Below are 22,732 nucleotides of genomic sequence, written 5' to 3' on the forward strand. Positions count from 1 at the left end.
TATAGGCAGCTTTCATTTATTTAAGGGAAACGTGGGAATTGATCGAAGTCCGGTTTGCGTTTTTCTTTAAACGCATCGCGTCCTTCTTTCGCTTCATCCGTTGTGTAATAAAGCAATGTTGCGTCTCCAGCCAATTGCTGAAGTCCAGCCAAGCCGTCTGTATCTGCATTCATTGCCGCTTTCAAGAAGCGAAGTGCAGTTGGACTCTTGCCTAGCATTTCTTCACACCATTGAACGGTTTCGTCTTCTAGTTGTTCATAAGGAACCACTGTGTTGACTAAGCCCATATCGAGTGCTTCTTGCGCGTCATATTGACGGCATAGGTACCAGATTTCACGTGCTTTTTTATGGCCCACAATGCGTGCAAGATATCCTGAACCGTATCCTGCGTCGAACGAGCCGACAGTAGGTCCTGTTTGTCCAAAACGCGCATTGTCTGCAGCAATCGTCAAGTCACATACTACATGTAACACATGACCGCCACCGATAGCATATCCCGCCACCATTGCGACAACTGGCTTTGGAATAACGCGAATCAAGCGTTGAAGATCTAAAACGTTCAAACGTGGAATTTCGTCGTCTCCAACATATCCACCGTGACCACGAACCGATTGATCGCCTCCTGAACAGAAAGCTTTCTCTCCCTCACCAGTTAACACGATCACTCCAATTCGTTGATCATCTCTTGCACGTGAAAATGCATCGATCAGTTCCATTACTGTTTTTGGACGGAATGCATTGCGCACTTCCGGACGATTGATCGTGATTTTTGCGATACCATTGTACAATTCGTACTTGATATCATCATATGTACGAAGCGTTTCCCATTGACGGGTCATAATAAATTCCTCCTCGAGTTTTACATTGTTTTCAGAAAGCTCTTTATCATTGTAGCAAATTGTTGGGGTTTTTCCACGTGAATTGCATGCCCTGCATCTTTTATCGTTTCATGCCGGGCATTTGGCAGCCTTTTCAACATTTCTTGCGCAATCGTTTCGAATTTCTCGTCTTCACTACCGGTAATCAATAATACAGGTAATGAAAGTTGCTCAAGCGTCTGCCAGTATGATGGCTGACTCCCCGTGCCCATCCCACGTAAACTGTTTGCTAGACCGGTTGGCCGTTGATTAAGGCGTTCACTACGCACTGCTTGTTGTTGTGATTCAGACAGTTTCTTTTGCGAATGAAACAACGGAATCTCTTGCCAGAAGTCGACGAATTCTACCATTCCTTGTTGTTCTATCTGATCTGCAAGCTTGGCATCAGCAGTACGTCGGGCGATTTGTTGTTCTGTTGTATATAGACCTGGCGAACTGCTTTCAAGTATAAGACCCGCTACTTTTTCTGGATACGTTGCAGTATAGCCTAGCGCAACACGCCCACCCATCGAATAGCCAAGCAAGACGGGCTGCTTAATTTCAAGCTTCTGCAAGATTTCATATAAATCTTTTATCTGCTCTTCCATCTTGTAGCGAGTACTCGTTTCAGGCGCTTCTGTTTTGCCGTGACCGATTAAATCGATTGCCACGACGTGATAGTTCGCTGCAAGTACTTCTATGGTTTGCTGCCAAGTGGCTGTCGAGCCTGTGAAACCATGCAACATGACGATTGTCGGCAACTGTTTATTACCGTATCGTACAACATGCGTAACTATACCTCTGATTGTCAATAGTTCAGTCTTCAATCCGTTCTACCCTCTTCGCGATTTCCCGCCACACAGAGCGATGAGCTTCCACATTGTCTTCACGTACTGTTGCCACTTCAATAATTCGAAGATTAGTCATTTTATCTGTTTGCATTGCCTGTTCAAATGCTTGTATCGTATCTACCGCATCATATTGCGCTTCGTACATCGCCGCTATGTGATGGAACGTTAAATTTGTTGGGGTTCCGAATAATTGCTCATAATGGTGTTCAATAGACGCTTGCGGTAAATAGGAAAATATCCCGCCACCGTTGTTATTAATTACAACAATTGTCAAATCGGTTTGCTGTAAACGGGAAATAATCAATCCGTTGATATCATGTAAAAACGCTAAATCCCCAATCAATAAATACGTCTTTCGTTGACGACCTTCCTGAATACCAAGGGCAGTCGAGACTACGCCGTCGATCCCATTTGTCCCTCTATTGCAAAACAACGAAATATCGCGTTTCGTCTTTTGGAAATGAGTATCCAAGTCACGAATCGGCATACTGCTACTGCAGACTACATCTGAGCCATCTGGTAAATTGGCAATGAACTGACGAACGAAATGACCTTCATCTTGCTTGAAATGTTGATCTTCATTCAGTACATCTGAGGAAATTCGATTGGCTTCAGACCATTGTTTCGTATACTCTATTCGCTCGTTTCGTACATGTACTTGCTGCCAAATACTCTCTGCACTCACTTGTAAATGATGCGTAGTTAAACCAATCGGATCACGATAATTCGGTGAATCATCGATCACTATATAGGTTTCTGGACACGTCTTCTTCAAAAATAACAGTAATGGTTTAGAGATGGGTTGCGGACCAAAGCGTATGACGCAATCAGGTCGCATCTTGTCAGTAAACACTTCACTTTTCAGCAAGGCATCGTACTGATCAATACAAAGATCGTCACAATCTGCAGGCACTTGCGAGCGCAGATTAGACAGTGGATCGCAAAGTACGGGCCACTGAAGTGCTTTAGCAAACTGCCAGAAACGTTCTTTATCTAGAGTAGTCGTTTGCTCACCTATAACGAGTATGCCTTTTTTCGATTGCGTAATGGCCGCTTCAAGTACAGTTTTCATTTCACCCGTTACAGTCAATTCCCCTACCAACTGTTGCTGGAATCGACTGACTTGCGCAGTTGCTTGTAAATCAATCAGTAATGGCTCCCGAAACGGTACATTTAAGTGTACAGGTCCTTGTGGTGCAGTTTTCGCAACAGAAAGAAGTCTAACAACACGTTGTTCCATGTATCGTAAAATGTCTTCTCGATTTTCTGGTACAGGGAAATCGACGCTATCTTTGACGTGCTCTCCAAACATCCGAATTTGATCAATTGCCTGTGGAGCACCGACTTCACGTAATTCATGCGGACGGTCCGCTGTGATGACGATCAACGGCAATCTTGCATAAAAAGCTTCTGTAACTGCAGGATGGTAGTTTGATGCGGCTGTTCCTGATGTACATAGTAAAACAACCGGTTGCCCAGTAGCCTTCACTAATCCAAGCGCATAAAAAGCTGCCGAACGCTCATCGGTATGCACATAGGTCTGCATATCCTCAGAGTTCGTTAGCGCATACGCAAGTGGGGTCGATCTGGAGCCTGGACTAATTACTGACTTTTTCGCGCCTTGGCGTATAAGAGCATCCGTTAAGCGGAGCACATAACTCGTTAATCCTATTTCGTGATCATTCATGTAAACGGCCTCCGAGCGCGCGTAGCACAGGACGGAATTTAACCCATGTTTCCGCGTATTCTTCCGTTGCCGTAGAATCGGCTACAATCCCCCCGCCAGCATACAAATATGCATCATTGCCAGTTAGCAGTCCAGAACGGATCGCCACCGCAAACTCTCCATTACCCGCAGAATCCACCCAGCCAATCGGACCCGCATAGTAACCACGGTCCATTTGCTCTTCTTCACGAATGATTTCGAGCGCTTTCTGACGTGGAACTCCACCTAAAGCGGGCGTTGGATGAAGCGCTTCTACTAGATGGAAAATATCCATGTCCTCTGCAAGCTCTCCTTCAACCGGTGTAAATAGATGCTGAATATCTCGCACTTTCAAAAGCTTCGGTGTTTTATTTACTTGCAAGGATGTGCAAAATTCCGAAAAGACTTGTGTAATCATATCGACTACGTACTGATGCTCTTCACGATTCTTCTTGTCACGTAATAGCACCTCGCCAAGTCGCTGATCTTCTTGAGACGTTTTTCCACGCTCAATAGAACCTGCTACACATGCTGAGTACACATGTCCCTTATATATTTCAACCAACCTCTCTGGCGTTGCACCGAAGAACATCTCATTCCCAATTTGAAGTCCAAAGTGATAACTAGCAGACTGTTCATTCGAAATCGTATGCAGCGCAGCAGCCTTTTGGAATTCTTCTTCGAACGTTAATTTAATTTTACGTGCAATAACTACTTTCTCTGCCTCTTGCGCTTTAATATGCGATGTCACGTGCTCAACAGCATCTATATAGCGATCCGTAGCCAATTCTGTCTGTTTGATCACACTCGGATGTCCTTGGAACGTGAATTCGTCAACCTGTGCAATATGGATCAAGCGATCACGTTCTTGACGCAATGCTTCAAAGTCTGCTGCTGTTTGTGGCTCATCTGTAATGTAATTAATCGATACATATGTTTTACCTTTTTCAATTTTCAGCTGGAATAAAGGCACAGTAAAATAAGCGGCTGGAAAAGCGCTCCACTCGTCATCCTGTCGTGTGTGAGGATCAAAAGAAAACCCACCAAACAACACCGGATCCACATCTTTTTCTTCCTTAATCAAACCTTCACATAATGTCGCCCATTGTGCAGATATCGACTGAAAACGATCTTTCTCCGCTGTTAGAACTGTAGCCTGACCCAAACCGACAAGTTTTACTGTCTTGTCTGCATTTTGCCAGAAGAAACGATGCTCACCATAATGTGAAAGACCTGCCTCAAAAAAAGCAAGCGGACTAAGCGTTTCCACTTCCAATGTTTCCGTAAAAAAACGAGAATCAGCGCCTGTTGCCGGAACCGTCTTCTCTCGATCGGTCAATTTCCGAATCATCCCACTCTCTCCTTCTTATCATGCAATATGTTTTTCGACAATTTACGCTCAGATATCATTTCACTGAACGATAAGTACCTCTATTCTAGCACATTGGACGCTGTACTTAATACATAATGTCTCGCTGTCGCCATATAGAAGAGCATTCGACAATTATCTTTTGTAGTCGTCACTTCTTACCTAACTGCTTGTTTTTGTTGTATACTATCAGATGATGATTACATACATAAGGAGAGATTACCCGTGCAACACACAATAGAAACCGATACTGGCTGGCGAGTTTGGTGGCAACTGACGCGCCCTCACACGTTGACTGCTGCTTTTGCACCTGTTTTTTTAGGGACCATGATTGCGCTGCAATACGGTCCACTTCATTTCCCACTATTTTTAGCAATGCTTGTAGCCAGTTTATTTTTACAGATGGCTACCAATATGTTTAATGAATACTATGATTTTAAAAGAGGACTCGACGATGAACACTCGATCGGTATTGGCGGGACAATCGTCCGGAACGGCGTAAAACCTAAAGTCGTGTTAAATTTAGCACTTATTTTGTATGGCTTATCGGTTGTTCTTGGTATATACATTTGTATGGAAACTTCCTGGTGGCTAGCTGCCGTCGGTTCCGTCGCTATGCTGATTGGCTATTTGTATACGGGCGGACCTTACCCTATTGCGTATACTCCATTCGGCGAGCTCGTTTCTGGTTTCATTATGGGCATGTTATTAATTTTGATAGCATTCTATATTCAAACTGGAACTGTCACTGGCAATGCAATATTGCTATCTGTACCAAGCATGCTTTTAGTCGGTGCCATCATGTTAGCCAATAACATTCGAGATATTGTACAGGATACTAAGGGCGGCAGAAAAACCATGGCGATTCTTATAGGCCGAAATAATGCGATAACGGTATTGGCAATGTTTTTCATCGTGTCATATGGTTGGATTATTGCACTCGTCGTGACAGGCCATGTGTCTGCATGGGCCTTACTCGTCTTACTGAGTATTCCCAAGCCATTACATGCTATGAAAACCTTTCGCAAGTATGAACAACCCATTCAAGTCATGCCAGCTATGAAGGATACAGGCGTTACCAATACGCTGTTCGGCTTACTTCTCGGTATTGGCATTCTCATCGCTCACTTCATCTGAATAAACCGTATCCAAGACGTCCACACTGAAAAAGGTGGACGTTTTTTTGTTGTAAAGGTTTACTTCAGCTTGTAAAAAGGGAAAGACTGAAATAAGACAGCTTTCTCAGATTTTATTGTTTAACTCAGAAAGCTATATAGAAAGGGTCGTGACTATCTTGTTAACAACTAAACAAATTCAACAACTTGAAAAAGAATTACGAGCTATGGAAGAACGTTTGACTGAAACGGAAAATGAGACAGAAATTGTACAAAATGCACAAGAAGATGTAGGCGAATTATCCATGTACGATAATCACCCCGCTGACATGGGAACGGAATTATATGAGCGCGAAAAGGACATGGCACTCCACACACACGCAGAAGGCGAACTAGAGAAAGTTCAGAACGCGCTACAAGCTATCAAGGAGGGCACGTATGGCATTTGTGAGGACTGTGGCAAGGAAATACAATTGGAGCGCTTAGAAGCAATCCCTTATACTACTGTATGTATTGACGACGCGAGAAAAGATGTTCCGACCGATCGTCCGGTTGAGGAAGATCTATTAATCATGGCAGATCCTAATTCATTTGCGGCACGAAGAGAAGGAGACGCAATTGATTACGAAGATAGCTTTCAAGAAATTGCGCAATCCGGAACATCTGAAACACCTTCAGACTTCGCAGGTAATAAAAATCGTGACTACGGGGATCTGTACGATGAAGAAAATGAAGACAGCGTAGAAGCATATGAAGAGTTTGCAGTATCCGATATTACTGGCGACCCTGCTGGCTTTGTACGCAATGAAGAAGTAATAGAATATGAAGAGGAATTGGATGAAGAAGGGATTGAATCACCTTTAGGTGACATTCCTTATAAAGAACGTGACAGCTACATTGATGCAGAGATAGATAAGTAATGTAAAAATGAGTAAGTCCCTCAAGCATTTCCTGTAGGACTTACTCATTTTGCACGTGATTTGATTCCAGGAGTCACTAGAATTCACAAAGTATTAACTACCAGTTCGAGATAAATAGCAACGCATAGGTTGACGCAATAACTCTATATGTTTGCCCTCTCTATTACTCTTAGCAGCTTTCTATATAACTTACGTGGTGAAACAAAAAAAGGTATTGCACAGTTGTGCAATACCTTTTTCATGTATGACCCCTACGGGATTCGAACCCGTGATACCGCCGTGAAAGGGCGGTGTCTTAACCGCTTGACCAAGGGGCCAAAATTATGGCGGAGAAGGAGGGATTCGAACCCTCGCACCGCTTTCGCGATCTACACCCTTAGCAGGGGCGCCTCTTGAGCCACTTGAGTACTTCCCCATAAAAATGGCTCCGCAGGTAAGACTCGAACTTACGACCGATCGGTTAACAGCCGATTGCTCTACCACTGAGCTACTGCGGAATGGTGGGCCTAAGTGGACTCGAACCACCGACCTCACGCTTATCAGGCGTGCGCTCTAACCAGCTGAGCTATAGGCCCCTAATTGGAGCGGGTAGGGAGAATCGAACTCCCATCATCAGCTTGGAAGGCTGAGGTTTTACCACTAAACTATACCCGCATATAAGTTGTAATTGAATTGTAATGGTGTAAATGTTTGGTGCGGTAAAGAGGATTTGAACCTCCACGGGGTTAACCCCCACTAGGCCCTCAACCTAGCGCGTCTGCCGTTCCGCCACTACCGCTTTGTTTTAGCGACAATTACTAGTATACACCTTCAGTTTAATAAGTCAAGAGCTTTCTTAAAAACTTTTTAAAATTGAATGGTGAGCCGTACAGGATTCGAACCTGTGACCCTCTGATTAAAAGTCAGATGCTCTACCGACTGAGCTAACGGCTCACATTAAAATGAAAGGAACAAATCATTCCAAATACCTTTGATCTCTTTAACGCGTGTAATACGCAGTAAAAATGGCTGGGGTAGCTGGATTCGAACCAACGAATGACGGAGTCAAAGTCCGTTGCCTTACCGCTTGGCTATACCCCATCAATGATAATCTACTATCAAATCTTCAGGGATTTGTTCGTTTTATTAAAAGTGACCCCTACGGGATTCGAACCCGTGATACCGCCGTGAAAGGGCGGTGTCTTAACCGCTTGACCAAGGGGCCTTAGCTATATTGACGCTTCAGCAAGCAAACCGTTTGTTGCGCTTGTCTTAGTCGACTTTTACTATTATAGACAGGGTCTTGCCGTTCGTCAACCTTTTTAAGCAATCTTTTTTAAATAACTTTTCAATAAGCATTGAAACGTTGATATGACAACCTTTTCAATTAAAAAATCTTAAGCCACAAAGCCTTCTTTCACTTCTGTTTGCCCCATTATATAAAAGGCATCCAATCGCTAAGATCGAATGCCTTTCATCACTTCACTCCACTTTTGAAATCTCTCCTGCACATTTTCCACAGCGATACTTCGCACAATTCATTCTTCTGCGTCTAGGATAATCCAATCCACAAGCTGTACAACGATATAAATGGATTATTGTACTTTTCGCTCGGCGTTCCGTAAGCGGCTTGCAATGACGAGGTGAATTCGTCTCTTTTAGCAGCTTTTTAAAATCCGGATCTCCGTGTTTATATCCCTTTCCTTCTAAATGAAGGTGATAATGGCAAAGTTCATGTTTAATGATCCCGATTAATTCTTCCTCATCATGAAGCTTAATCACTAACGGGTTAATCTCTATATAATGATTGCTTAACTTGTAGCGACCACCCGTCGTCCGCAGTCTACTATTAAAAATCGCTTGATGGACAAACGGCTTATGGAAGATTTCCAATGAGATCTGCTCAACCAGCTGCTGTAAATATTCTTCTGACATGCTGATTCTCTCCTTTATTTCTTAAGGGGAAGCATGGATAATGCGATACGCCCTTTCTGACGATCAACAGAATCAATCCATACTGTAACAATATCACCGGATGCCACTACATCTAACGGATGCTTGACATAGCCATTTTTCATTTTGGATATGTGAACTAATCCATCTTCCGAAACGCCTATGTCTACAAATGCACCGAAATCCACTACGTTACGCACTGTTCCCTGCATTTCCATTCCTTCATGTACATCTTTAATATCAAGTACATCCGCTTTCAATAAAGGTTGTGGATAATCGTCACGCGGGTCACGATTTGGCCGCTGCAATGTTTGGATAATATCTTGCAATGTGATCTCTCCCACATCTAACTGCGCAGCAAGTGTCGAGATATCTACGTGTTCAAGAGCGGTCGTCGCTTCTTCTGTACCAAGCTGGGATTTGTCGAGTTGCAACTCTTTCAAAACTGCTTCTGCCACTTTATAACTCTCTGGATGAATTCCTGTCGAGTCAAAGCGCTCTTTTGATTCCGGTATGCGTAAGAAGCCAATTGCCTGTTCATACGTTTTCGCACCGAGTCTCGGTACTTTTTTCAATTCTGTACGCTTGGTGAACTTACCTGCATCTTCCCTAGCTTTGACAATGTTCTCCGCCACAGCTTTTGACAGACCCGAAACGTACTGTAATAGCGAAGATGAAGCGGTATTGACATTCACCCCAACTCGATTCACCGCTGTTTCCACAACAAATGAAAGTGATTCCGTCAAATTCTTTTTCGCTACATCATGCTGGTATTGCCCTACACCAATAGATTCAGGATCGATTTTCACTAGTTCAGACAACGGGTCTTGCAGTCTCCGCGCAATGGATACCGCACTTCTTTGCTCTACCTGCAGGTCCGGAAACTCTTCCCGTGCTTTTGCAGATGCTGAATATACACTCGCTCCCGCTTCATTCACAATTACGTAAGAAACCGGCTCATCCACTTCTTTAATTAGATCGGCGATGAACTTTTCCGTTTCGCGTGATGCAGTTCCGTTACCAATCGCAATAATAGAAATCGGATATGTCTTCAATAAATCGAGTATTGCTTTTTTTGACGCTTCTTTTTGCGGCTTCGGTGGGTGAGGATATATGACAGAGATATCCTGAAGCTTTCCCGTGTCGTCTACTACCGCAAGTTTACATCCTGTTCTGAACGCCGGATCTACGCCTAGTACCGTTCTACCTTTTAACGGCGGCTGTAATAGAAGGCTCCGAAGATTTTCCGAAAACACGTGAATTGCCTGCGTTTCCGCTTTTTCAGTTAACGTCGTTCGTACTTCTCTCTCTATTGAAGGGGCAATTAATCGTTTGAAAGAGTCCTCTAACGCTTCTTTTATATATACGGCAGATGAAGAAGGGTGTCGCTTTAGATACGTACGCTCGAGATCCCCAATGATGCGATCAGCCGGGAAACCAACCCCCACGCGTAGCACATTCTCTTTTTCTCCCCGATTAATAGCTAAAACGCGGTGAGGGACGATTTTACTGAGTGGTTCTTCATATTCATAGTAGTTTTCAAAAATTTTCCGTTCATCTTCCGCATCCTTTTTCAAGGTAGCAGTCAGTTTCCCAGATGCCCATGTGATTTTACGTATCTTTTCACGCATTGTCGCGTCTTCCGATACTCTTTCTGCAATGATGAACTTAGCGCCTTCTAACGCATCTTCTATTGTAAGAATTTCTTTTTCAAGATTGATATAGGCTTGTGCTGTAGTCTCAATATTCACAGATAACTGCTGCATTAATTGCTCAGCAAGAGGTTCCAAGCCGTTTTCAATCGCAATCATCGCTTTCGTACGTCGCTTTTGTTTATAAGGGCGGTACAAGTCTTCGATTCGTTGCAATACCGTTGCACGCTCAATATCTGCCTTTAACGTATCATCCAACTTTCCTTGTTCATCTATTAAACGCAGAACTTCTTCTTTTCGCTGTTCAAGCGACTTGATATAATGATAAGCGTCTTCAATTTCCTTGATCTGCACTTCATCGAGTGAACCTGTTGCTTCTTTTCGATAACGCGCAATAAAAGGTACAGTGTTGCCTTCTTCCAACAGAGCGATGACACTTGCCGTTTGGCGTTTACTGATTCCTGCGCGGCTTGCTGTTGCTTCCATAAGATCTTTTGACAATTCAACCACCCTTTCTTCTTTCCATATAATAGCATGTTTCCAATGCAGTTTCCTTCTGCAACTATTTTATTTTCAGACACAAAAAAGCCGCTTCAATTTAATGAAGCAGGCTTGCTGCGATGAATGTCGCATCATCATTATCTTCAATCGTACGTTCAACCTTTTTATACAATTGATACGAAGTAGAGTTCTCTTGTAAATACTTTTTAGGACTTCGCAAGTTCACGCCATCAGAATGAAGGAAGAACCGGTCATTCTTGTTATAAGGATACCTTTGCGTACGGGGCGATTGTGGTCGTCCGGACAGATAACCCATTACTGGTAAAGGATAAATCATTTGACCATTCGATTGCAGGATATAGATTCTGATGTTACCGACACAACTATATTCTAAGGTTTGTTGTTCAAAATACACTTTTACAATCCCTACTGCCGCACCGCGTTTATGCAACATTTGTTTATTGCAACGCAGTAACAAATCGTCAGGTGATTCATGATGATACAACTTTAAGACTTGTGGAATTATTTCAGCAGATTCTTTCGCTTCTGTTCCACTGCCCAAGCCGTCTGCAATAGCACAAATGAAATAATCTTCTTCTGAATGAATGTAGTATGCATCCCCAGAATCTTTATTACCTTTTTTGGACTGTTGGAATATATATGCCTCTACATAGTCATTCTCAAAAGTTTCCACTAGTTTGCACCACCACTCGTTAGGATTACTTCTTGCAACTTCTTGATTGCTTTCCGTTGCAGTCTCGAAACGTGCATTTGGGAAATATCAAGTAATTCTCCGGCTTCTTTCTGGCTCATCTGATCGATATATGTATACTGGATAATCTGACGTTCACGCTCAGTTAAAACGTTCAGTGCATTCAAAACTAGCATTCGCTGATCTGTTTTTTCAAAACCGTCATCCGTCTCACCAATAATATCAAGCAGTGTAATGGTTCCACCTTCCGAATCCGCGTCTAATGTATGGTCAATTGATAGCGCTTGATAGCTCCTGCCCATCTCCATCGCCTCAAGCACTAATTCCTCATCAGTACCTAGGTATTCCGCTATTTCATAGACCATTGGCGATCGCTGAAATTCAGTCGTTAACGTTTCAACCGCCGCTTTGATTTTCGGCCCTAACTCCTTGATCCGTCGCGGCACATGAACAGCCCACGTTTTATCACGAAGGAAACGTTTGATTTCCCCGATAATTGTCGGTACAGCAAACGCCTCAAAATTCCGTCCCTGTTCGGGATCATATCTTCGTATTGCTCCTAATAGTCCAAGCATTCCCGCCTGAACGATGTCTTCATGATGTGATTGTCCACGTGAATATTTGCGCGCAATTGAGTGTACCAGTCGCTCATAATGTAGGACTAGTTGTGTTTGCGCATAGTCGTCATTATTCTCCTGGTATTCATGTATCCATTTAATGACTTGCTCTTTTGTCTCATTGTCACGAGAAGACTGTTGATTTGACATGGTCCTCTCCCCGCTCTCTGCCCAAATATTTGGTCATGAAAACAATGACACCCTCCCCATGGTCGACTTTGACTTCATCCATTAAAGTTTCCATCAAGTACAATCCCAACCCACCTTCTCTGAGAGGCGATTCTTCATTCCAGTCTTGATAAGGACCAACTTTTTTCTTTGTTTCTTCAAAATCAAAGCTTTGACCATGATCTGTCACAACAATTTCTAGGCGATCTTTATAAAGGGCACACCCTAAGATTACTTCACCCGTTTTTTCATCATTGTACGCGTGTTGCACAGCATTCGTCACCGCTTCACTTGCAGCGATCTTCAAATCTTCAATTTCATCATATGTAAACCCTATGCGACTCGCAAGACCTGAAATAGCTAAACGGGCTACACCTACGTACTGGGCTTTTGCCGGGACTTTTATTTCGATGTAATCAAACGCTTGCATTGTCTTCGCCACCTTTAGATTGTTCTATCTCCATAATCTCACTGAGGCCCGTGATTTCAAACAATCGGTAAAGGCGTTGGTTTAGTCCTTTAATCACTAATTTTCCATTATACGCTTTTACTTCTTTATAGAATCCGACAAATATGCCTAAGCCTGTACTGTCCATATAATTCACTTCGGACAAGTCTAATTCCACTTCAATTCCTTCGACTAACTCTAAAGTTGCCAAATGCTCTTTCAATTTTGGCGCTGTATATATATCGATCTCTCCGATAACTTTAAAGTTATGTACGAGATCTTTATCAACTTGCTCAACTTGTAAATTCATTTCGACACCCCGATCATATTCTCTATTTTCTATGAAGGTACAACTTAATCATACCTGCTTCACACTCATTGTTTTATACCCATTCTTTAATTTCTTAAACCTTTATTTCGTTTTCTTCAAAATTACGAGTGTAAAATCATCATGCAATTCATAATCCTGCATCTTAGAAAGCTCGTTAAATAAATAGTCAACCATCGCTTGTGCACTTTCCGAACGTACTTCCCGCAATAAATTTTCTATTATATTCATTTCAATGAAACCTATATCTGTTCTGGTTTCCGTTACACCATCCGTCATAATCGCAATGAAATCATTATCTTCGAGACGCACTGTTCGTTCTTCATATACCGCTTCTTCGTGAACGCCAAGTAACAGGCCTTTACTTTCAAGCAAACTGTATGAATCTTCTGCCGCACGATAAAATAGGGCCGGCTCATGTCCAGCCGAAGAATAGCGGAATACCGAGTTTTCGGTATCGTATTTTCCGTAAAACATGGAAATAAACATAGAATCAGCAATGCTTTGTTCCACCATTTTATTGATAAAGCTCAACACTTCAAAAGGATTTCTTTTCTCATATCGCAGACTATCCATACCAAACTTCACCATAGACATATGCATAGCTGCTGACATGCCTTTTCCGATTATGTCAGCTACAGCCAAGCAAACTTCTTGTTCTGCTTCCTTTAGAAAATACACATAATCTCCATTCATTTGCTTCGATGGTCTGGAAATCCAACCTATATCGAGACCCTCCAACACAGGAGTTGCCGTTTGCAACAAAGTGTTTTGTACTCTAACAGCAATATCCATCTCTGTTTGAATGGCTTCTTGTTTGCGGATTAAGCTCTGATGCTCTTTAAGCGCCAGTCCATAATGAATCATCATTTCGATTAAAAAATCGAACGACACGCTGACATCGGCCGGCAAATCTTTAATTAGTTCTTCAATAGAATTTTTATGAATACTAATGACGTCTTCCGGCGCAATACTTTTCTCTATGAAGCTGCGGCTGAATTGCTGACCCAAATAGAGATCTTCCTCTCCTTTGGAGCGCAGATAATTCTCCAGCATTTGCTTATACTGCTTACCCGCCTCTTGTGGCAATACCCTTCAACTCCTAGTGCAACCATTTTGTCGCTGTAATGGTGGTTCCTACGCCTACTTCTGTTTCTATACGGAAATCATCCATCAATCGTTTAACTCCTGGCATTCCTGCACCCAATCCTCCGGAAGCAGTAATAAGTAAACCGACCCGTTTGCCTACTGTGATAGGCACAATTTCGATTCGGCCTTTTCCTGCGTAAAGATATATATTCCTTGCTAATTCACTAATGGCAGTCGTTATTCTCGCTTGGTCGACTGTCCCAAAGCCCGTACTTTTCGCCTCATTACGACCTAATTGTCTAGCAGCAACAATATCCCACTCTGTCTTGATCTCTATAGAAGACCTGTGTTCCATGGTCAGGCCTCCAATTCTCTAGTCAATTTCTCTAGCCCATTCTCTAGATCTAATGCAGTTGTTACGTTCTCTAAACGGATACCTAATTCAATTAACGTGATGGCTACAGATGGTTGAATACCTGTGATAACTACTTTCGCACCCATCAAACTTGTCATATGAATAACATCACCTAGCACTTTTGCAATGAATGAATCAATGAAGTCAATGGGTGTCAAATCAATTACAACGCCTCGTGCAGACGTTTTATGCAATTGATTCAACAAATCCTCTTGGAACTGTAAAGCAGTCTGATCATCAAGCTCTACTTGAATAGATACAATCAACGTGTCTTTTAGCTTTAGAATTGGGATTCGCATCTTCATACTACTTTTCCTCCTCCACAATTGTCCGTCCTGTCATTTCAAGCGCTTTCTGCATCCCTCTACGTAACGTGCTTGTCGTTGAGAAGTCTGTAAGATTAATGCCAAGGGTCACAATAGTCTGTGCTATTTCCGGACGAATTCCAACTAGCATACATTTCGCGCCTACTAAACGAACCGCGTCTGCCGCTTGGATGATATGGTGCGCAACCATTGTATCTACTACCGGAACACCTGTAATATCAAGTAACACAACTTCAGCGCGTTGCTTGACAACGCCTTCCAATAGATTTTCCATGATCAATTTCGCACGTTCTGTGTCGATTGTCCCAACTAACGGCATGACAGATATCTTGTCGAATACCGGAATTAAAGAAGCCGATAGTTCTTGCAATGCAATCTTCTGCAAGCTGTCCGTACGTTCCCACTTCGTAGCATATTCTTCAATGATGCTCTCTCTTAGCGGATTGATCCATTTCGAGAAGATTTTAACCCCTTCGCGCAAGTTCGAGTCTTGTAAAATCCCCGTCTCAAAGAATAGATTATATACGACAGTAGAAAATGTATCAATTGCCCGATTGATAAACTTAATTGACCATCCAAAATGAATGATTTTCTCCGTAAACTCATCCAATCGTGCCTTGTCCACTGCTTCGCGGTACGAAAGATTTGATGTCATCAATTCTGCAAATTCTCTACTGGTTGTAGCTACTACTGCTGCTGGCATTAATTCTAGAAAACGCTCATCAGCATGCTCTTTCATTTCTTCTACCCAGCGCGTAGTGATTACATCTATATTCTCGGCTATACCTTTTTTCATGACTTCGTTCATTGTTATTTGTTCCTCCCTACATCTTCAGTTATCTCTATTGTATCGAATTCCACTGCAAACTACATGTTTTTACTCATTTTATTTGAAATTACTATAAAAAAACACTATAACCGTTTGGCTATAGTGTTTTTAGGGGCCATTAATTACTGGCGCCATCTGCAATAAAAGGTAGTAGTATATGTATGCTAAAATTTAATAAGTCCGAAGCTTACTTGTAAAGCTTCGTCGACTTGCTTCATTAACGCATCGTCTAAGTGTGTTATTTTGTCTGTAAGCCTTGACTTGTCGATTGTGCGGACTTGCTCGAGCAGGATGACTGAATCCCGCTCGAATCCATGCCGGGCCGCTGTAATTTCGACATGTGTCGGCAATTTTGCTTTTTGTATTTGTGCAGTAATGGCTGCCACAATCACTGTGGGACTGAATCGGTTACCGATATCATTTTGGATGATCAGTACCGGTCTGGTCCCACCCTGTTCAGAACCGACTACAGGTGACAAATCTGCAAAAAAGACGTCTCCGCGTTTAATTGCCAACTTTTCATCCTCCGCTGACGCAACGTTCTACGGTATGCTGAGCTTCAAATTCCGCATATAAACATTCTGCCGCTATATTGAGGTTGATTTGCGACATTTCCACATAACCTCTAATCATGGCTTCACGTAATAAGGAAGCTTCGCCATGTTTGATATGTTTCACATCTGTCGTATAAACGAAATCTTCTTGCACTTGCTCCCATTGAAAGATCGCGTCTTCATTTTGCTGTTGCAATCTGGTTGAGGCTATACTAAGTATTCTTTTATCGTTTTTATCCGTACGCAAATCGAGCACCTCCGACAAACCCATCCCTCTATTTCTATATCATTTCTATCTTACCATTTATATTGGAATATGAAAAGACAAGGTTTGAAGTGTTTTGACAAGAAAAACTAGTTTCGTCAATAGTATGTCGAATTGAAGGGCCGTCGCGCCATATATTTCGCCAGATAGTTTCGACGTTTTTTACGTATAGACTCTAGGTATTCGTGTAGAAATTGTTACAGCCACTTCATAGGGTATCGTATTTAGGCGTTCAGACCATTCTTCTATCATTATTTCTTCGTCTCCCTGTTTGCCTATCAATATTACCTTTTCACCTTCGGGATATGCACGTGGTAATCGGATCATGCATTGGTCCATACAAATGGTGCCAACAATTGGTACCCTCTTGCCATCGATCAGTACTTCCTGACCTTTAAGCGAACGCCTTAGTCCATCCGCATAGCCCACTGGTAATGTACCGATCCATTCACCTTCAGCCGCTTTATACGTACCACCATAGCTAATCTCCTCGCCAGCCGCCATCTGTTTCACGTAAGTTAATTCGGTTTCAATCGTCAATGCTCGTTCAAGCTTAAACGGCAACTGCTTTGCGACGATATGAGACGGCGGAATACCGTACAAGCCTATGCCAAAACGGACAGCGTCAAGTGCATATTCAGGAAACAACAAAATCCCCGCGCTATTTGACGCATGAATGAGACGCGGTTTTTCAGGCAAACAACTCACTAAGCGCATGAATCGCTCAAACTGTCGCTGTGTTGGTTCTCGATTTTCCTCATCCGCACGTGCAAAATGCGTGAATACACCATCAATGGATAAATCGGACTGTTGAATAGACTTCACCAATCGCGTTAACTCCTCTTCAGTCCGCACTCCAATTCTACCCATTCCACTGTCGATTTTTACATGAATCCTGCATTTATTATCAAATGGTTGTTGTGCATGTACTTGTTTTACCCAATCTTCACTTGTGACCGTCAAAATAATGCGATGTTTTGCTGCTACAGCGGCAAATGATACCGGTGAAAATCCCAGCACAAGAATATCGGTGGTAGGTTGTGTTTTCCTGATCGTCATCGCTTCATCAGGAGTGGCAACAGCAAGCATGTCTGCTCCCGCTCGCAATGCAGCGGAAGCAGCCTGTGCTACTCCATGACCGTATCCATCCGATTTGACGACCGCAATCAACTTGGTTTCTTTTGGTAAATAAGAAATAAGGTGTTTTGCATTTCGCTCAATAGCTAATGTATTAATAACCGCTCGCGTTGGGCGATACTGTGTTTCGTTGAACATTTCCTTCCACCTCTTTACAGGATAGACTGTCGCATGAAATAATTATCTATCCTAAGGCATAGTCTAGTCAATTGATTCAGGCATTGTTATTTGGATTCTGTCGCTGTCATCGAATTTGCTACTGTGATCAATTCTTCTTTACTTAACATGTCGGATGCAACAAAGAACGCCATGCCATTCGCTTCCCAGTGAATAGATTTATCCGTTAATGCCGCTACTGCGAAACCTAGATCAACTGGATCGCCCTCGATGGATACAGGCATTTGATTCAAAGGCTTTTCAGCTGGTTCCTGAATGACAACATATTCTTTATCTCCACTGAATGTCATGATCACACGCTGACCGTTCTCAATTTCCACGCTCTTCTCCTCTGACAGTGTCGTACCTTGTAAATTAGCAACCGGATAGTAAGTTTGTTGATCTACCTTAGCCTGATCTTCCCCATCGCCTTCTTTTGCTTCTCCATCAGAATCAGCTTGGTCACCGTCTGCCTTCGGTTTATCCATTTCTACCTTGTACTCTGCAACTTTATGCTCTACGCCCAAGGAAATTTTATCGAATTTAATGGAAATCTTTTCTTCACCCGCTTCATCATGGATCGTCACCTTGCTTGGTAACAAAGTCTTTTTATCGATATGAATTTTCTGAGTTGGTAAAAGTGACTTATGATTATTGCGTGTCGCCGTTTCAAAGATATACTCTTTTTCCTTTTCTTCCATGACTGCTGCTTTGTCCGCCTTAATATCTTCAGCAAGCGTTCCGATCAGATACCCTTGACTGTTTTGAGCCGGCCAGTCACTTTGGAATTTATATGTTTTACCGAGTGACGGCGTAATAACGAACACGCCTTCTTCATTACGAACGATCATTTGCGACTCTTCATTCCCCGATTGTGTCACATTCACTTTGTAAAACTCTGGCTTAGTATGCCATACTTCCACATTGTACATCCGAGGCTCTGAACCTGTTTTGATTTCCATTGAAGCATTTAACTCATACCCTTTTGTTTCATTCCACTTATTGCTAAGTTTCTTCATGACATCTTCTTTAGAAGGTTTACCACATCCTCCTAGTACTAACATAACGGCGACGACTGTTAACAAGATAATTTTTTTCCGCATTCTTTTCATCCTTTCTCCAATCAATTCGGGTAGCTTATCTTATGAGAGGGATGAATCGATTATGCGAGCTTGTTTAAAATCTATTTAGACGCCTTCAGGATTCCATTAGAACCACTTGTGCAGCCGCCACACTTTGGGTATGTGTAATGCTAATGAACCCTTGAACCAGTTGACTATGGAAGTATAATACTGGACGGCCACTTGCTTCTGAAATGATTTCAATGTCAAGAAAACTGCAACCTGTTCCGATTCCAGTCCCTCGCGCTTTTGAGAATGCCTCTTTAGCTGCGAACCGCCCCGCCAAGTATTCATTTTTACGGTGGCCACTCAATGTTTCATATACTTGCAGTTCTCTTTTAGACAATATACGCTCTCGGAATTTTGCGCCACGGCTATCCAAACGAGCTATTCGATCTAATTCCACGATGTCTAATCCAATTCCTTGAATCAAAATGAACAACTCCTTTCCCTTCAAGTTAAAAAATATGTATAATCAGTACAGAAGATTGAGGTGAAACCATGTTTATAAGAACGGAAAACTTTTCACAATATGTTCGCGCCTATCCTGTCGTGACATTTTTGCTCGCCTTAAATATCGGGATATTTATCTATACATTGATTCCCGGCATTGGCGATCGGCTCTTTTTATTCGGCTTGGGAGACAACTTGCTCATTGCGAACGGAGAGTATTGGCGCTTAATAACCCCTATGTTTTTGCATGGCGGTTTCACGCATTTACTATTTAACATGTTCTCGCTATTTGTTTTCGGACCAGAACTTGAGAAAATTGCAGGGAAAGCACGGTTTATTACAGTATATATGTTAGCGGGCTTGTTCGGCGATATCGCAACATACTTCGTGCAACCCGCTGCCTATACGCACGTCGGTGCAAGCGGTGCGATCTTCGGCGTGTTCGGCGCGTTTGGTGCGCTTGTCTATTACACGAAGCATGCGTTTCCACAGTTGAGACAAGTTATTTTACCGATTATCGTCATTAGTGTTGTGATGACGTTTGTTGGAACGAATATCAACGTGACAGCCCACATTGCAGGCCTGCTCACAGGCTTTCTGATCGGGCTAAGCTACTTCAATCCGAAGAACATTGTCAGTTGGCGAAAAAAATAGTGTAATGCAAGGCCAGACAAGGCGTGTCTTTGTCTGGCTTTTCGAATGAAGAATCGCATAGAGAGTCAATTAGTGAGCACGAAGGGATTTCCACTCCAGCTGGGGGACGCCTTCCAGAGGGCGTGGCCCGAGACCTCGCTAACGCTCAGTCCAGGGTCTCGAACTCACGCTGATCCTACCGGAGTCGCTCCCATCTTCCGTTGCAATCCTAATCATAAAGTGGAATGACGTAGTTCACTCACTAGCAATAGCGTGCAAAATGTTGTTGTCTATGAACGTAGTTAAGATTAAGGACAAAACCAATTACAAACATAACTTTAATGCGCAACGTGAAGTATCTCCCACTTATACTGCAGGGATTGGAGCGAGAGCCGTAACGAAGGACGGCTTTTGCGACTAAAAGCGAAGCGTTAGGAGCACATCTTTGCATTAGCAGGCGGCTCACCGCGCACCCTCAGGAAAGTGTCCCCTCAGAAGCGCAAATCCCTCCACTCCCCCCTTCCAGCCTCTCTACTTTCATGAAGAACCAAAAACCAGACAAGTTTAGTTGTCTGGTTCTATTCCTGATTCTGTGCTTTCTCGGTGAAACTCATACCAAGACAAGAACTTTTCTGCGTCCTCCTGCGGCATGTGACGAATGGCTGGGGCATCGAGTGTCATGCCAGATTTGACGTTTACCGTAAGGGTCGCGACCTTTTTTCTTCGATGGAAATAATTCTGATCTAGTTCCATTGACTGAATCCGACTTTTCTCCGTAAACACCGTCTGTCTGCTGATTGTGCGAAAACGCATCGTCAATTGTTTCGGCAAGATGGTATAGGCCGCTGTTTTGTATTGCCATATACCGTGTAACCCTACCAATGGTAATAGTAGCAACATAAGCAATCCATATGGGAAAAAGTTGTACGAAACAAACGCTATCGGTAGAAGTGTTACAAGTAACTTAAAACGATAATAGAAACGTTTTCCTCTTCCGCCGATTTTATTTATTGGTTCACTGAAATCCATATTTGGAAATAGCTCCTGTAATGGTTCAATCACGCTATTTCGTTTCGCTAGCGGGAAAAGTTTGATTCGCGAACCTTCACCGACTCCCCCCGCACTATTGATGATGACCGCTCCATAGCCGAATAGCTGACGGATAGGATTTTCCGTGATAGTGATGTTTTGTACACGTTTCAATGGCACTGTTACTCGCTTCTTCTCTAGCAACCCCCGCGTGATGACTAAATTATCTTTCTCACGTATGACTTTGAAACCATAATTCGCTAAGAATGTCATCGCAACAGATAACAACCAAACGATCAGGAAACCAAGTACTACTAAAATCGCTACGACGAAAACACCGATGCGGATGAAAGATTTCAGTTCTCCAAACAACCAGTCATACGGAATGAGTTCCTCAATTTGCGACAGGAATACGATCGCACCGGATAAAATAACTCCAATCCCACCGGAAGTTGTCGCAAGCATAAGCAAGTCACGGGTCGTCATAGAGAAAATTACGGGCGCTGGTTGCTGCGCTATCTGCACCTCTTCCGGCTCTCGTATTAACTGCCACTCTATTTGATCAAATAATGCCGGTTGCGGACCTAGAACTTTCATTTTTTTCGACTGCTTAATTTCTTTTTCAATTTGTTGCGCCGCTTCCTTCGTGATTGCAGTTAATTCAGCTTCTGCATCTTTACCGGATGACGAACCTGCTGTTTCAATTTTGACCTTGACCAACTGAAATGGCCGATGAAAAATACCTTCTGTGTAATCTAGACTTTGAATACGTTCGAATGGAATGTAACGTTTTTTGCGTACAAACAAACCCGATACGATGCGCAACTCCTGGTCTTCAAACCAGTAATCAAAACGGCGCCATTTAACAATACCCGAAACTAATGTAAATACGAGAAGCACGCCAAATAAAATCAACGACCAATACTGGATATACCATGGCGCTGTACTTTCTCCCTTGAAACCATTCACAAAAACCAAGATGACGAACGGACCAATCAACTCTTTTAATGCTTTCGCCGTCTCAACAACGGCTGATATCCAATGAAGTTTATAACGTGGTTCAGACATCATCTTTCGCCACCCTTGCAAACGTGGAAATACGGTTGCGTAGTTCATCTGCTTCTTCCGTCACAAGCGCTGGAATGGAATGATTGGTCGCTGCGGTAGAAATTGTGATGGAGGCCAAGCCATACTTTCGTAAAATGGGTCCTTCCGCCGTATCCACATGCTGAACGCGCACCATTGGAATGAGTGTACGATTGACGATAAACAATCCATGTTGAAGCTCGATTTCCGCTTCACGTACTTCATAGCGCCAACGTTGCCAACGAATTTTCGGGAATAAATAAATTGATAAATACGCATGCACTAATACAACCACTGCAACGGCGATCATAATCCAATTTGACCAATCGAAAAAATATGATAAAAAACCTAATCCAACTGCGATCGCTAGTATGATCATACTTTGAATCGTTCCATATAGTCTCCAAACTGTTAATCCTTTTTTGGACAGTTGATTTGAAGGTTGTCGTCTCACAAGACCACCC

At 42.8% G+C, this 22,732-nt stretch carries 24 protein-coding genes and 9 tRNA genes; 3 read left to right on the forward strand and 30 right to left on the reverse strand.

What is annotated here, in order from left to right:
* Positions 1-20: 20 nt before the first annotated feature.
* Genes menB through CSV63_RS04195 form a run of 4 tightly spaced genes read right to left on the reverse strand, consistent with a single transcriptional unit; the run spans position 21 to position 4,764 of the window.
* Positions 21-839 (reverse strand): 1,4-dihydroxy-2-naphthoyl-CoA synthase, encoded by an 819-nt coding sequence (menB, locus tag CSV63_RS04180; protein WP_099694723.1) that lies wholly within the window; start codon positions 837-839, stop codon positions 21-23.
* Between the two features lie 20 nt (positions 840-859).
* Positions 860-1,684, reverse strand: coding sequence for a 2-succinyl-6-hydroxy-2,4-cyclohexadiene-1-carboxylate synthase (gene menH, locus CSV63_RS04185; protein ID WP_143565382.1), 825 nt, complete (start codon positions 1,682-1,684; stop codon positions 860-862).
* Positions 1,674-3,395, reverse strand: a complete 1,722-nt coding sequence (menD, locus tag CSV63_RS04190; RefSeq protein ID WP_099694724.1) for a 2-succinyl-5-enolpyruvyl-6-hydroxy-3-cyclohexene-1-carboxylic-acid synthase — start codon at positions 3,393-3,395, stop codon at positions 1,674-1,676. The genes menH and menD overlap by 11 nt, the downstream gene beginning before the upstream one ends.
* Positions 3,388-4,764 (reverse strand): isochorismate synthase, encoded by a 1,377-nt coding sequence (locus CSV63_RS04195; RefSeq protein ID WP_099694725.1) that lies wholly within the window; start codon positions 4,762-4,764, stop codon positions 3,388-3,390. Before CSV63_RS04195 ends, menD begins: the two co-directional genes overlap by 8 nt.
* Before the next feature lie 243 nt (positions 4,765-5,007).
* Between CSV63_RS04195 and CSV63_RS04200 the strand changes: the two genes are divergently transcribed.
* Together CSV63_RS04200 and CSV63_RS04205 are read left to right on the forward strand one after the other, a co-directional pair.
* Positions 5,008-5,919: a 1,4-dihydroxy-2-naphthoate polyprenyltransferase gene (locus CSV63_RS04200; RefSeq protein WP_099694726.1), complete on the forward strand. Its 912-nt coding sequence runs from the start codon at positions 5,008-5,010 to the stop codon at positions 5,917-5,919.
* 148 nt (positions 5,920-6,067) lie between these two features.
* Entirely contained in the window at positions 6,068-6,817 is a 750-nt protein-coding gene (locus tag CSV63_RS04205; RefSeq protein WP_233191944.1) for a TraR/DksA C4-type zinc finger protein, read from the forward strand.
* A gap of 245 nt (positions 6,818-7,062) precedes the next feature.
* Here the strand turns inward: CSV63_RS04205 and CSV63_RS04210 are convergent.
* The 24 genes from CSV63_RS04210 to acpS form a co-directional block, all read right to left on the reverse strand.
* Positions 7,063-7,134 (reverse strand) — tRNA-Glu (locus CSV63_RS04210).
* A gap of 7 nt (positions 7,135-7,141) precedes the next feature.
* A tRNA-Ser gene (locus CSV63_RS04215) sits at positions 7,142-7,232 on the reverse strand.
* Between the two features lie 7 nt (positions 7,233-7,239).
* Positions 7,240-7,314 (reverse strand) — tRNA-Asn (locus tag CSV63_RS04220).
* A 1-nt stretch (position 7,315) separates the two neighbouring features.
* Positions 7,316-7,392, reverse strand: a tRNA-Ile gene (locus tag CSV63_RS04225).
* A 5-nt stretch (positions 7,393-7,397) separates the two neighbouring features.
* Positions 7,398-7,471 (reverse strand) — tRNA-Gly (locus CSV63_RS04230).
* Positions 7,472-7,508: 37 nt separating this feature from the next.
* A tRNA-Leu gene (locus CSV63_RS04235) sits at positions 7,509-7,595 on the reverse strand.
* A gap of 79 nt (positions 7,596-7,674) precedes the next feature.
* Positions 7,675-7,750, reverse strand: a tRNA-Lys gene (locus CSV63_RS04240).
* Between the two features lie 72 nt (positions 7,751-7,822).
* Positions 7,823-7,897, reverse strand: a tRNA-Gln gene (locus CSV63_RS04245).
* A 52-nt stretch (positions 7,898-7,949) separates the two neighbouring features.
* Positions 7,950-8,021: transfer RNA gene (locus CSV63_RS04250), tRNA-Glu, on the reverse strand.
* A gap of 257 nt (positions 8,022-8,278) precedes the next feature.
* On the reverse strand, positions 8,279-8,731 hold the full coding sequence (locus tag CSV63_RS04255; RefSeq protein WP_099694728.1) for a SprT family protein: 453 nt from the start codon (positions 8,729-8,731) through the stop codon (positions 8,279-8,281).
* Positions 8,732-8,745: 14 nt separating this feature from the next.
* Entirely contained in the window at positions 8,746-10,887 is a 2,142-nt protein-coding gene (locus CSV63_RS04260; protein WP_099694998.1) for a Tex family protein, read from the reverse strand.
* A 112-nt stretch (positions 10,888-10,999) separates the two neighbouring features.
* Entirely contained in the window at positions 11,000-11,596 is a 597-nt protein-coding gene (locus CSV63_RS04265; protein WP_099673667.1) for a PP2C family serine/threonine-protein phosphatase, read from the reverse strand.
* On the reverse strand, positions 11,596-12,381 hold the full coding sequence (gene sigB / locus CSV63_RS04270; protein ID WP_099632486.1) for an RNA polymerase sigma factor SigB: 786 nt from the start codon (positions 12,379-12,381) through the stop codon (positions 11,596-11,598). The genes CSV63_RS04265 and sigB overlap by 1 nt, the downstream gene beginning before the upstream one ends.
* A complete protein-coding gene (gene rsbW / locus CSV63_RS04275; RefSeq protein WP_099673666.1) occupies positions 12,356-12,829 on the reverse strand; it encodes an anti-sigma B factor RsbW in 474 nt (157 codons plus the stop codon). Before rsbW ends, sigB begins: the two co-directional genes overlap by 26 nt.
* Entirely contained in the window at positions 12,816-13,157 is a 342-nt protein-coding gene (locus CSV63_RS04280) for an STAS domain-containing protein (RefSeq protein ID WP_099694729.1), read from the reverse strand. The genes rsbW and CSV63_RS04280 overlap by 14 nt, the downstream gene beginning before the upstream one ends.
* Before the next feature lie 102 nt (positions 13,158-13,259).
* Positions 13,260-14,264: a PP2C family protein-serine/threonine phosphatase gene (locus tag CSV63_RS04285; protein ID WP_199203601.1), complete on the reverse strand. Its 1,005-nt coding sequence runs from the start codon at positions 14,262-14,264 to the stop codon at positions 13,260-13,262.
* Positions 14,265-14,277: 13 nt separating this feature from the next.
* Positions 14,278-14,619 (reverse strand): ATP-binding protein, encoded by a 342-nt coding sequence (locus tag CSV63_RS04290; protein ID WP_099694730.1) that lies wholly within the window; start codon positions 14,617-14,619, stop codon positions 14,278-14,280.
* A 2-nt stretch (positions 14,620-14,621) separates the two neighbouring features.
* On the reverse strand, positions 14,622-14,984 hold the full coding sequence (locus CSV63_RS04295) for an STAS domain-containing protein (RefSeq protein WP_083034138.1): 363 nt from the start codon (positions 14,982-14,984) through the stop codon (positions 14,622-14,624).
* 1 nt (position 14,985) lies between these two features.
* Positions 14,986-15,813, reverse strand: a complete 828-nt coding sequence (locus CSV63_RS04300) for an RsbT co-antagonist protein RsbRA (protein ID WP_099694731.1) — start codon at positions 15,811-15,813, stop codon at positions 14,986-14,988.
* Between the two features lie 185 nt (positions 15,814-15,998).
* Positions 15,999-16,349 (reverse strand): type II toxin-antitoxin system PemK/MazF family toxin, encoded by a 351-nt coding sequence (locus tag CSV63_RS04305; RefSeq protein ID WP_029054722.1) that lies wholly within the window; start codon positions 16,347-16,349, stop codon positions 15,999-16,001.
* 4 nt (positions 16,350-16,353) lie between these two features.
* On the reverse strand, positions 16,354-16,659 hold the full coding sequence (locus CSV63_RS16970) for a transcriptional regulator (protein ID WP_099628036.1): 306 nt from the start codon (positions 16,657-16,659) through the stop codon (positions 16,354-16,356).
* Positions 16,660-16,815: 156 nt separating this feature from the next.
* A complete protein-coding gene (gene alr / locus CSV63_RS04315; protein WP_099694732.1) occupies positions 16,816-17,928 on the reverse strand; it encodes an alanine racemase in 1,113 nt (370 codons plus the stop codon).
* A gap of 86 nt (positions 17,929-18,014) precedes the next feature.
* Positions 18,015-19,049: a LolA family protein gene (locus CSV63_RS04320; protein ID WP_099694733.1), complete on the reverse strand. Its 1,035-nt coding sequence runs from the start codon at positions 19,047-19,049 to the stop codon at positions 18,015-18,017.
* Positions 19,050-19,143: 94 nt separating this feature from the next.
* A complete protein-coding gene (gene acpS, locus CSV63_RS04325; RefSeq protein WP_099694734.1) occupies positions 19,144-19,500 on the reverse strand; it encodes a holo-ACP synthase in 357 nt (118 codons plus the stop codon).
* 68 nt (positions 19,501-19,568) lie between these two features.
* On the opposite strand from acpS, the gene CSV63_RS04330 reads away from it, so the two are divergent.
* Positions 19,569-20,174: a rhomboid family intramembrane serine protease gene (locus tag CSV63_RS04330; protein WP_099694735.1), complete on the forward strand. Its 606-nt coding sequence runs from the start codon at positions 19,569-19,571 to the stop codon at positions 20,172-20,174.
* 543 nt (positions 20,175-20,717) lie between these two features.
* Here CSV63_RS04330 and CSV63_RS04335 read toward each other — a convergent pair.
* Both CSV63_RS04335 and CSV63_RS04340 read right to left on the reverse strand, forming a co-directional pair.
* Complete coding sequence (locus CSV63_RS04335; RefSeq protein ID WP_158233910.1) at positions 20,718-22,253, reverse strand: PH domain-containing protein; 1,536 nt, start codon at positions 22,251-22,253, stop codon at positions 20,718-20,720.
* Positions 22,243-22,722, reverse strand: a complete 480-nt coding sequence (locus CSV63_RS04340; RefSeq protein WP_099694737.1) for a PH domain-containing protein — start codon at positions 22,720-22,722, stop codon at positions 22,243-22,245. Before CSV63_RS04340 ends, CSV63_RS04335 begins: the two co-directional genes overlap by 11 nt.
* Between the last annotated feature and the right edge of the window lie 10 nt (positions 22,723-22,732).

The organism is Sporosarcina sp. P34, assembly GCF_002743375.1.
In the GTDB taxonomy this organism is placed as follows: Bacteria; Bacillota; Bacilli; order Bacillales_A; family Planococcaceae; genus Sporosarcina.

Excerpts from the sequence above, each read along its gene's own strand:
- menB (WP_099694723.1), bottom strand. The coding sequence starts at position 839 with ATGACCCGTCAATGGGAAACGCTTCGTACATATGATGATATCAAGTAC.
- menD (WP_099694724.1), bottom strand. The coding sequence starts at position 3,395 with ATGAATGATCACGAAATAGGATTAACGAGTTATGTGCTCCGCTTAACG.
- CSV63_RS04195 (WP_099694725.1), bottom strand. The coding sequence starts at position 4,764 with ATGATTCGGAAATTGACCGATCGAGAGAAGACGGTTCCGGCAACAGGC.
- CSV63_RS04255 (WP_099694728.1), bottom strand. The coding sequence starts at position 8,731 with ATGTCAGAAGAATATTTACAGCAGCTGGTTGAGCAGATCTCATTGGAA.
- CSV63_RS04260 (WP_099694998.1), bottom strand. The coding sequence starts at position 10,887 with ATGGAAGCAACAGCAAGCCGCGCAGGAATCAGTAAACGCCAAACGGCA.
- sigB (WP_099632486.1), bottom strand. The coding sequence starts at position 12,381 with ATGTCAAATCAACAGTCTTCTCGTGACAATGAGACAAAAGAGCAAGTC.
- rsbW (WP_099673666.1), bottom strand. The coding sequence starts at position 12,829 with ATGCAAGCGTTTGATTACATCGAAATAAAAGTCCCGGCAAAAGCCCAG.
- CSV63_RS04280 (WP_099694729.1), bottom strand. The coding sequence starts at position 13,157 with ATGAATTTACAAGTTGAGCAAGTTGATAAAGATCTCGTACATAACTTT.
- CSV63_RS04290 (WP_099694730.1), bottom strand. The coding sequence starts at position 14,619 with ATGGAACACAGGTCTTCTATAGAGATCAAGACAGAGTGGGATATTGTT.
- CSV63_RS04295 (WP_083034138.1), bottom strand. The coding sequence starts at position 14,984 with ATGAAGATGCGAATCCCAATTCTAAAGCTAAAAGACACGTTGATTGTA.
- CSV63_RS04300 (WP_099694731.1), bottom strand. The coding sequence starts at position 15,813 with ATGAACGAAGTCATGAAAAAAGGTATAGCCGAGAATATAGATGTAATC.
- CSV63_RS16970 (WP_099628036.1), bottom strand. The coding sequence starts at position 16,659 with ATGGGTTTGTCGGAGGTGCTCGATTTGCGTACGGATAAAAACGATAAA.
- alr (WP_099694732.1), bottom strand. The coding sequence starts at position 17,928 with ATGTTCAACGAAACACAGTATCGCCCAACGCGAGCGGTTATTAATACA.
- CSV63_RS04320 (WP_099694733.1), bottom strand. The coding sequence starts at position 19,049 with ATGCGGAAAAAAATTATCTTGTTAACAGTCGTCGCCGTTATGTTAGTA.
- CSV63_RS04330 (WP_099694735.1), top strand. The coding sequence starts at position 19,569 with ATGTTTATAAGAACGGAAAACTTTTCACAATATGTTCGCGCCTATCCT.
- CSV63_RS04335 (WP_158233910.1), bottom strand. The coding sequence starts at position 22,253 with ATGATGTCTGAACCACGTTATAAACTTCATTGGATATCAGCCGTTGTT.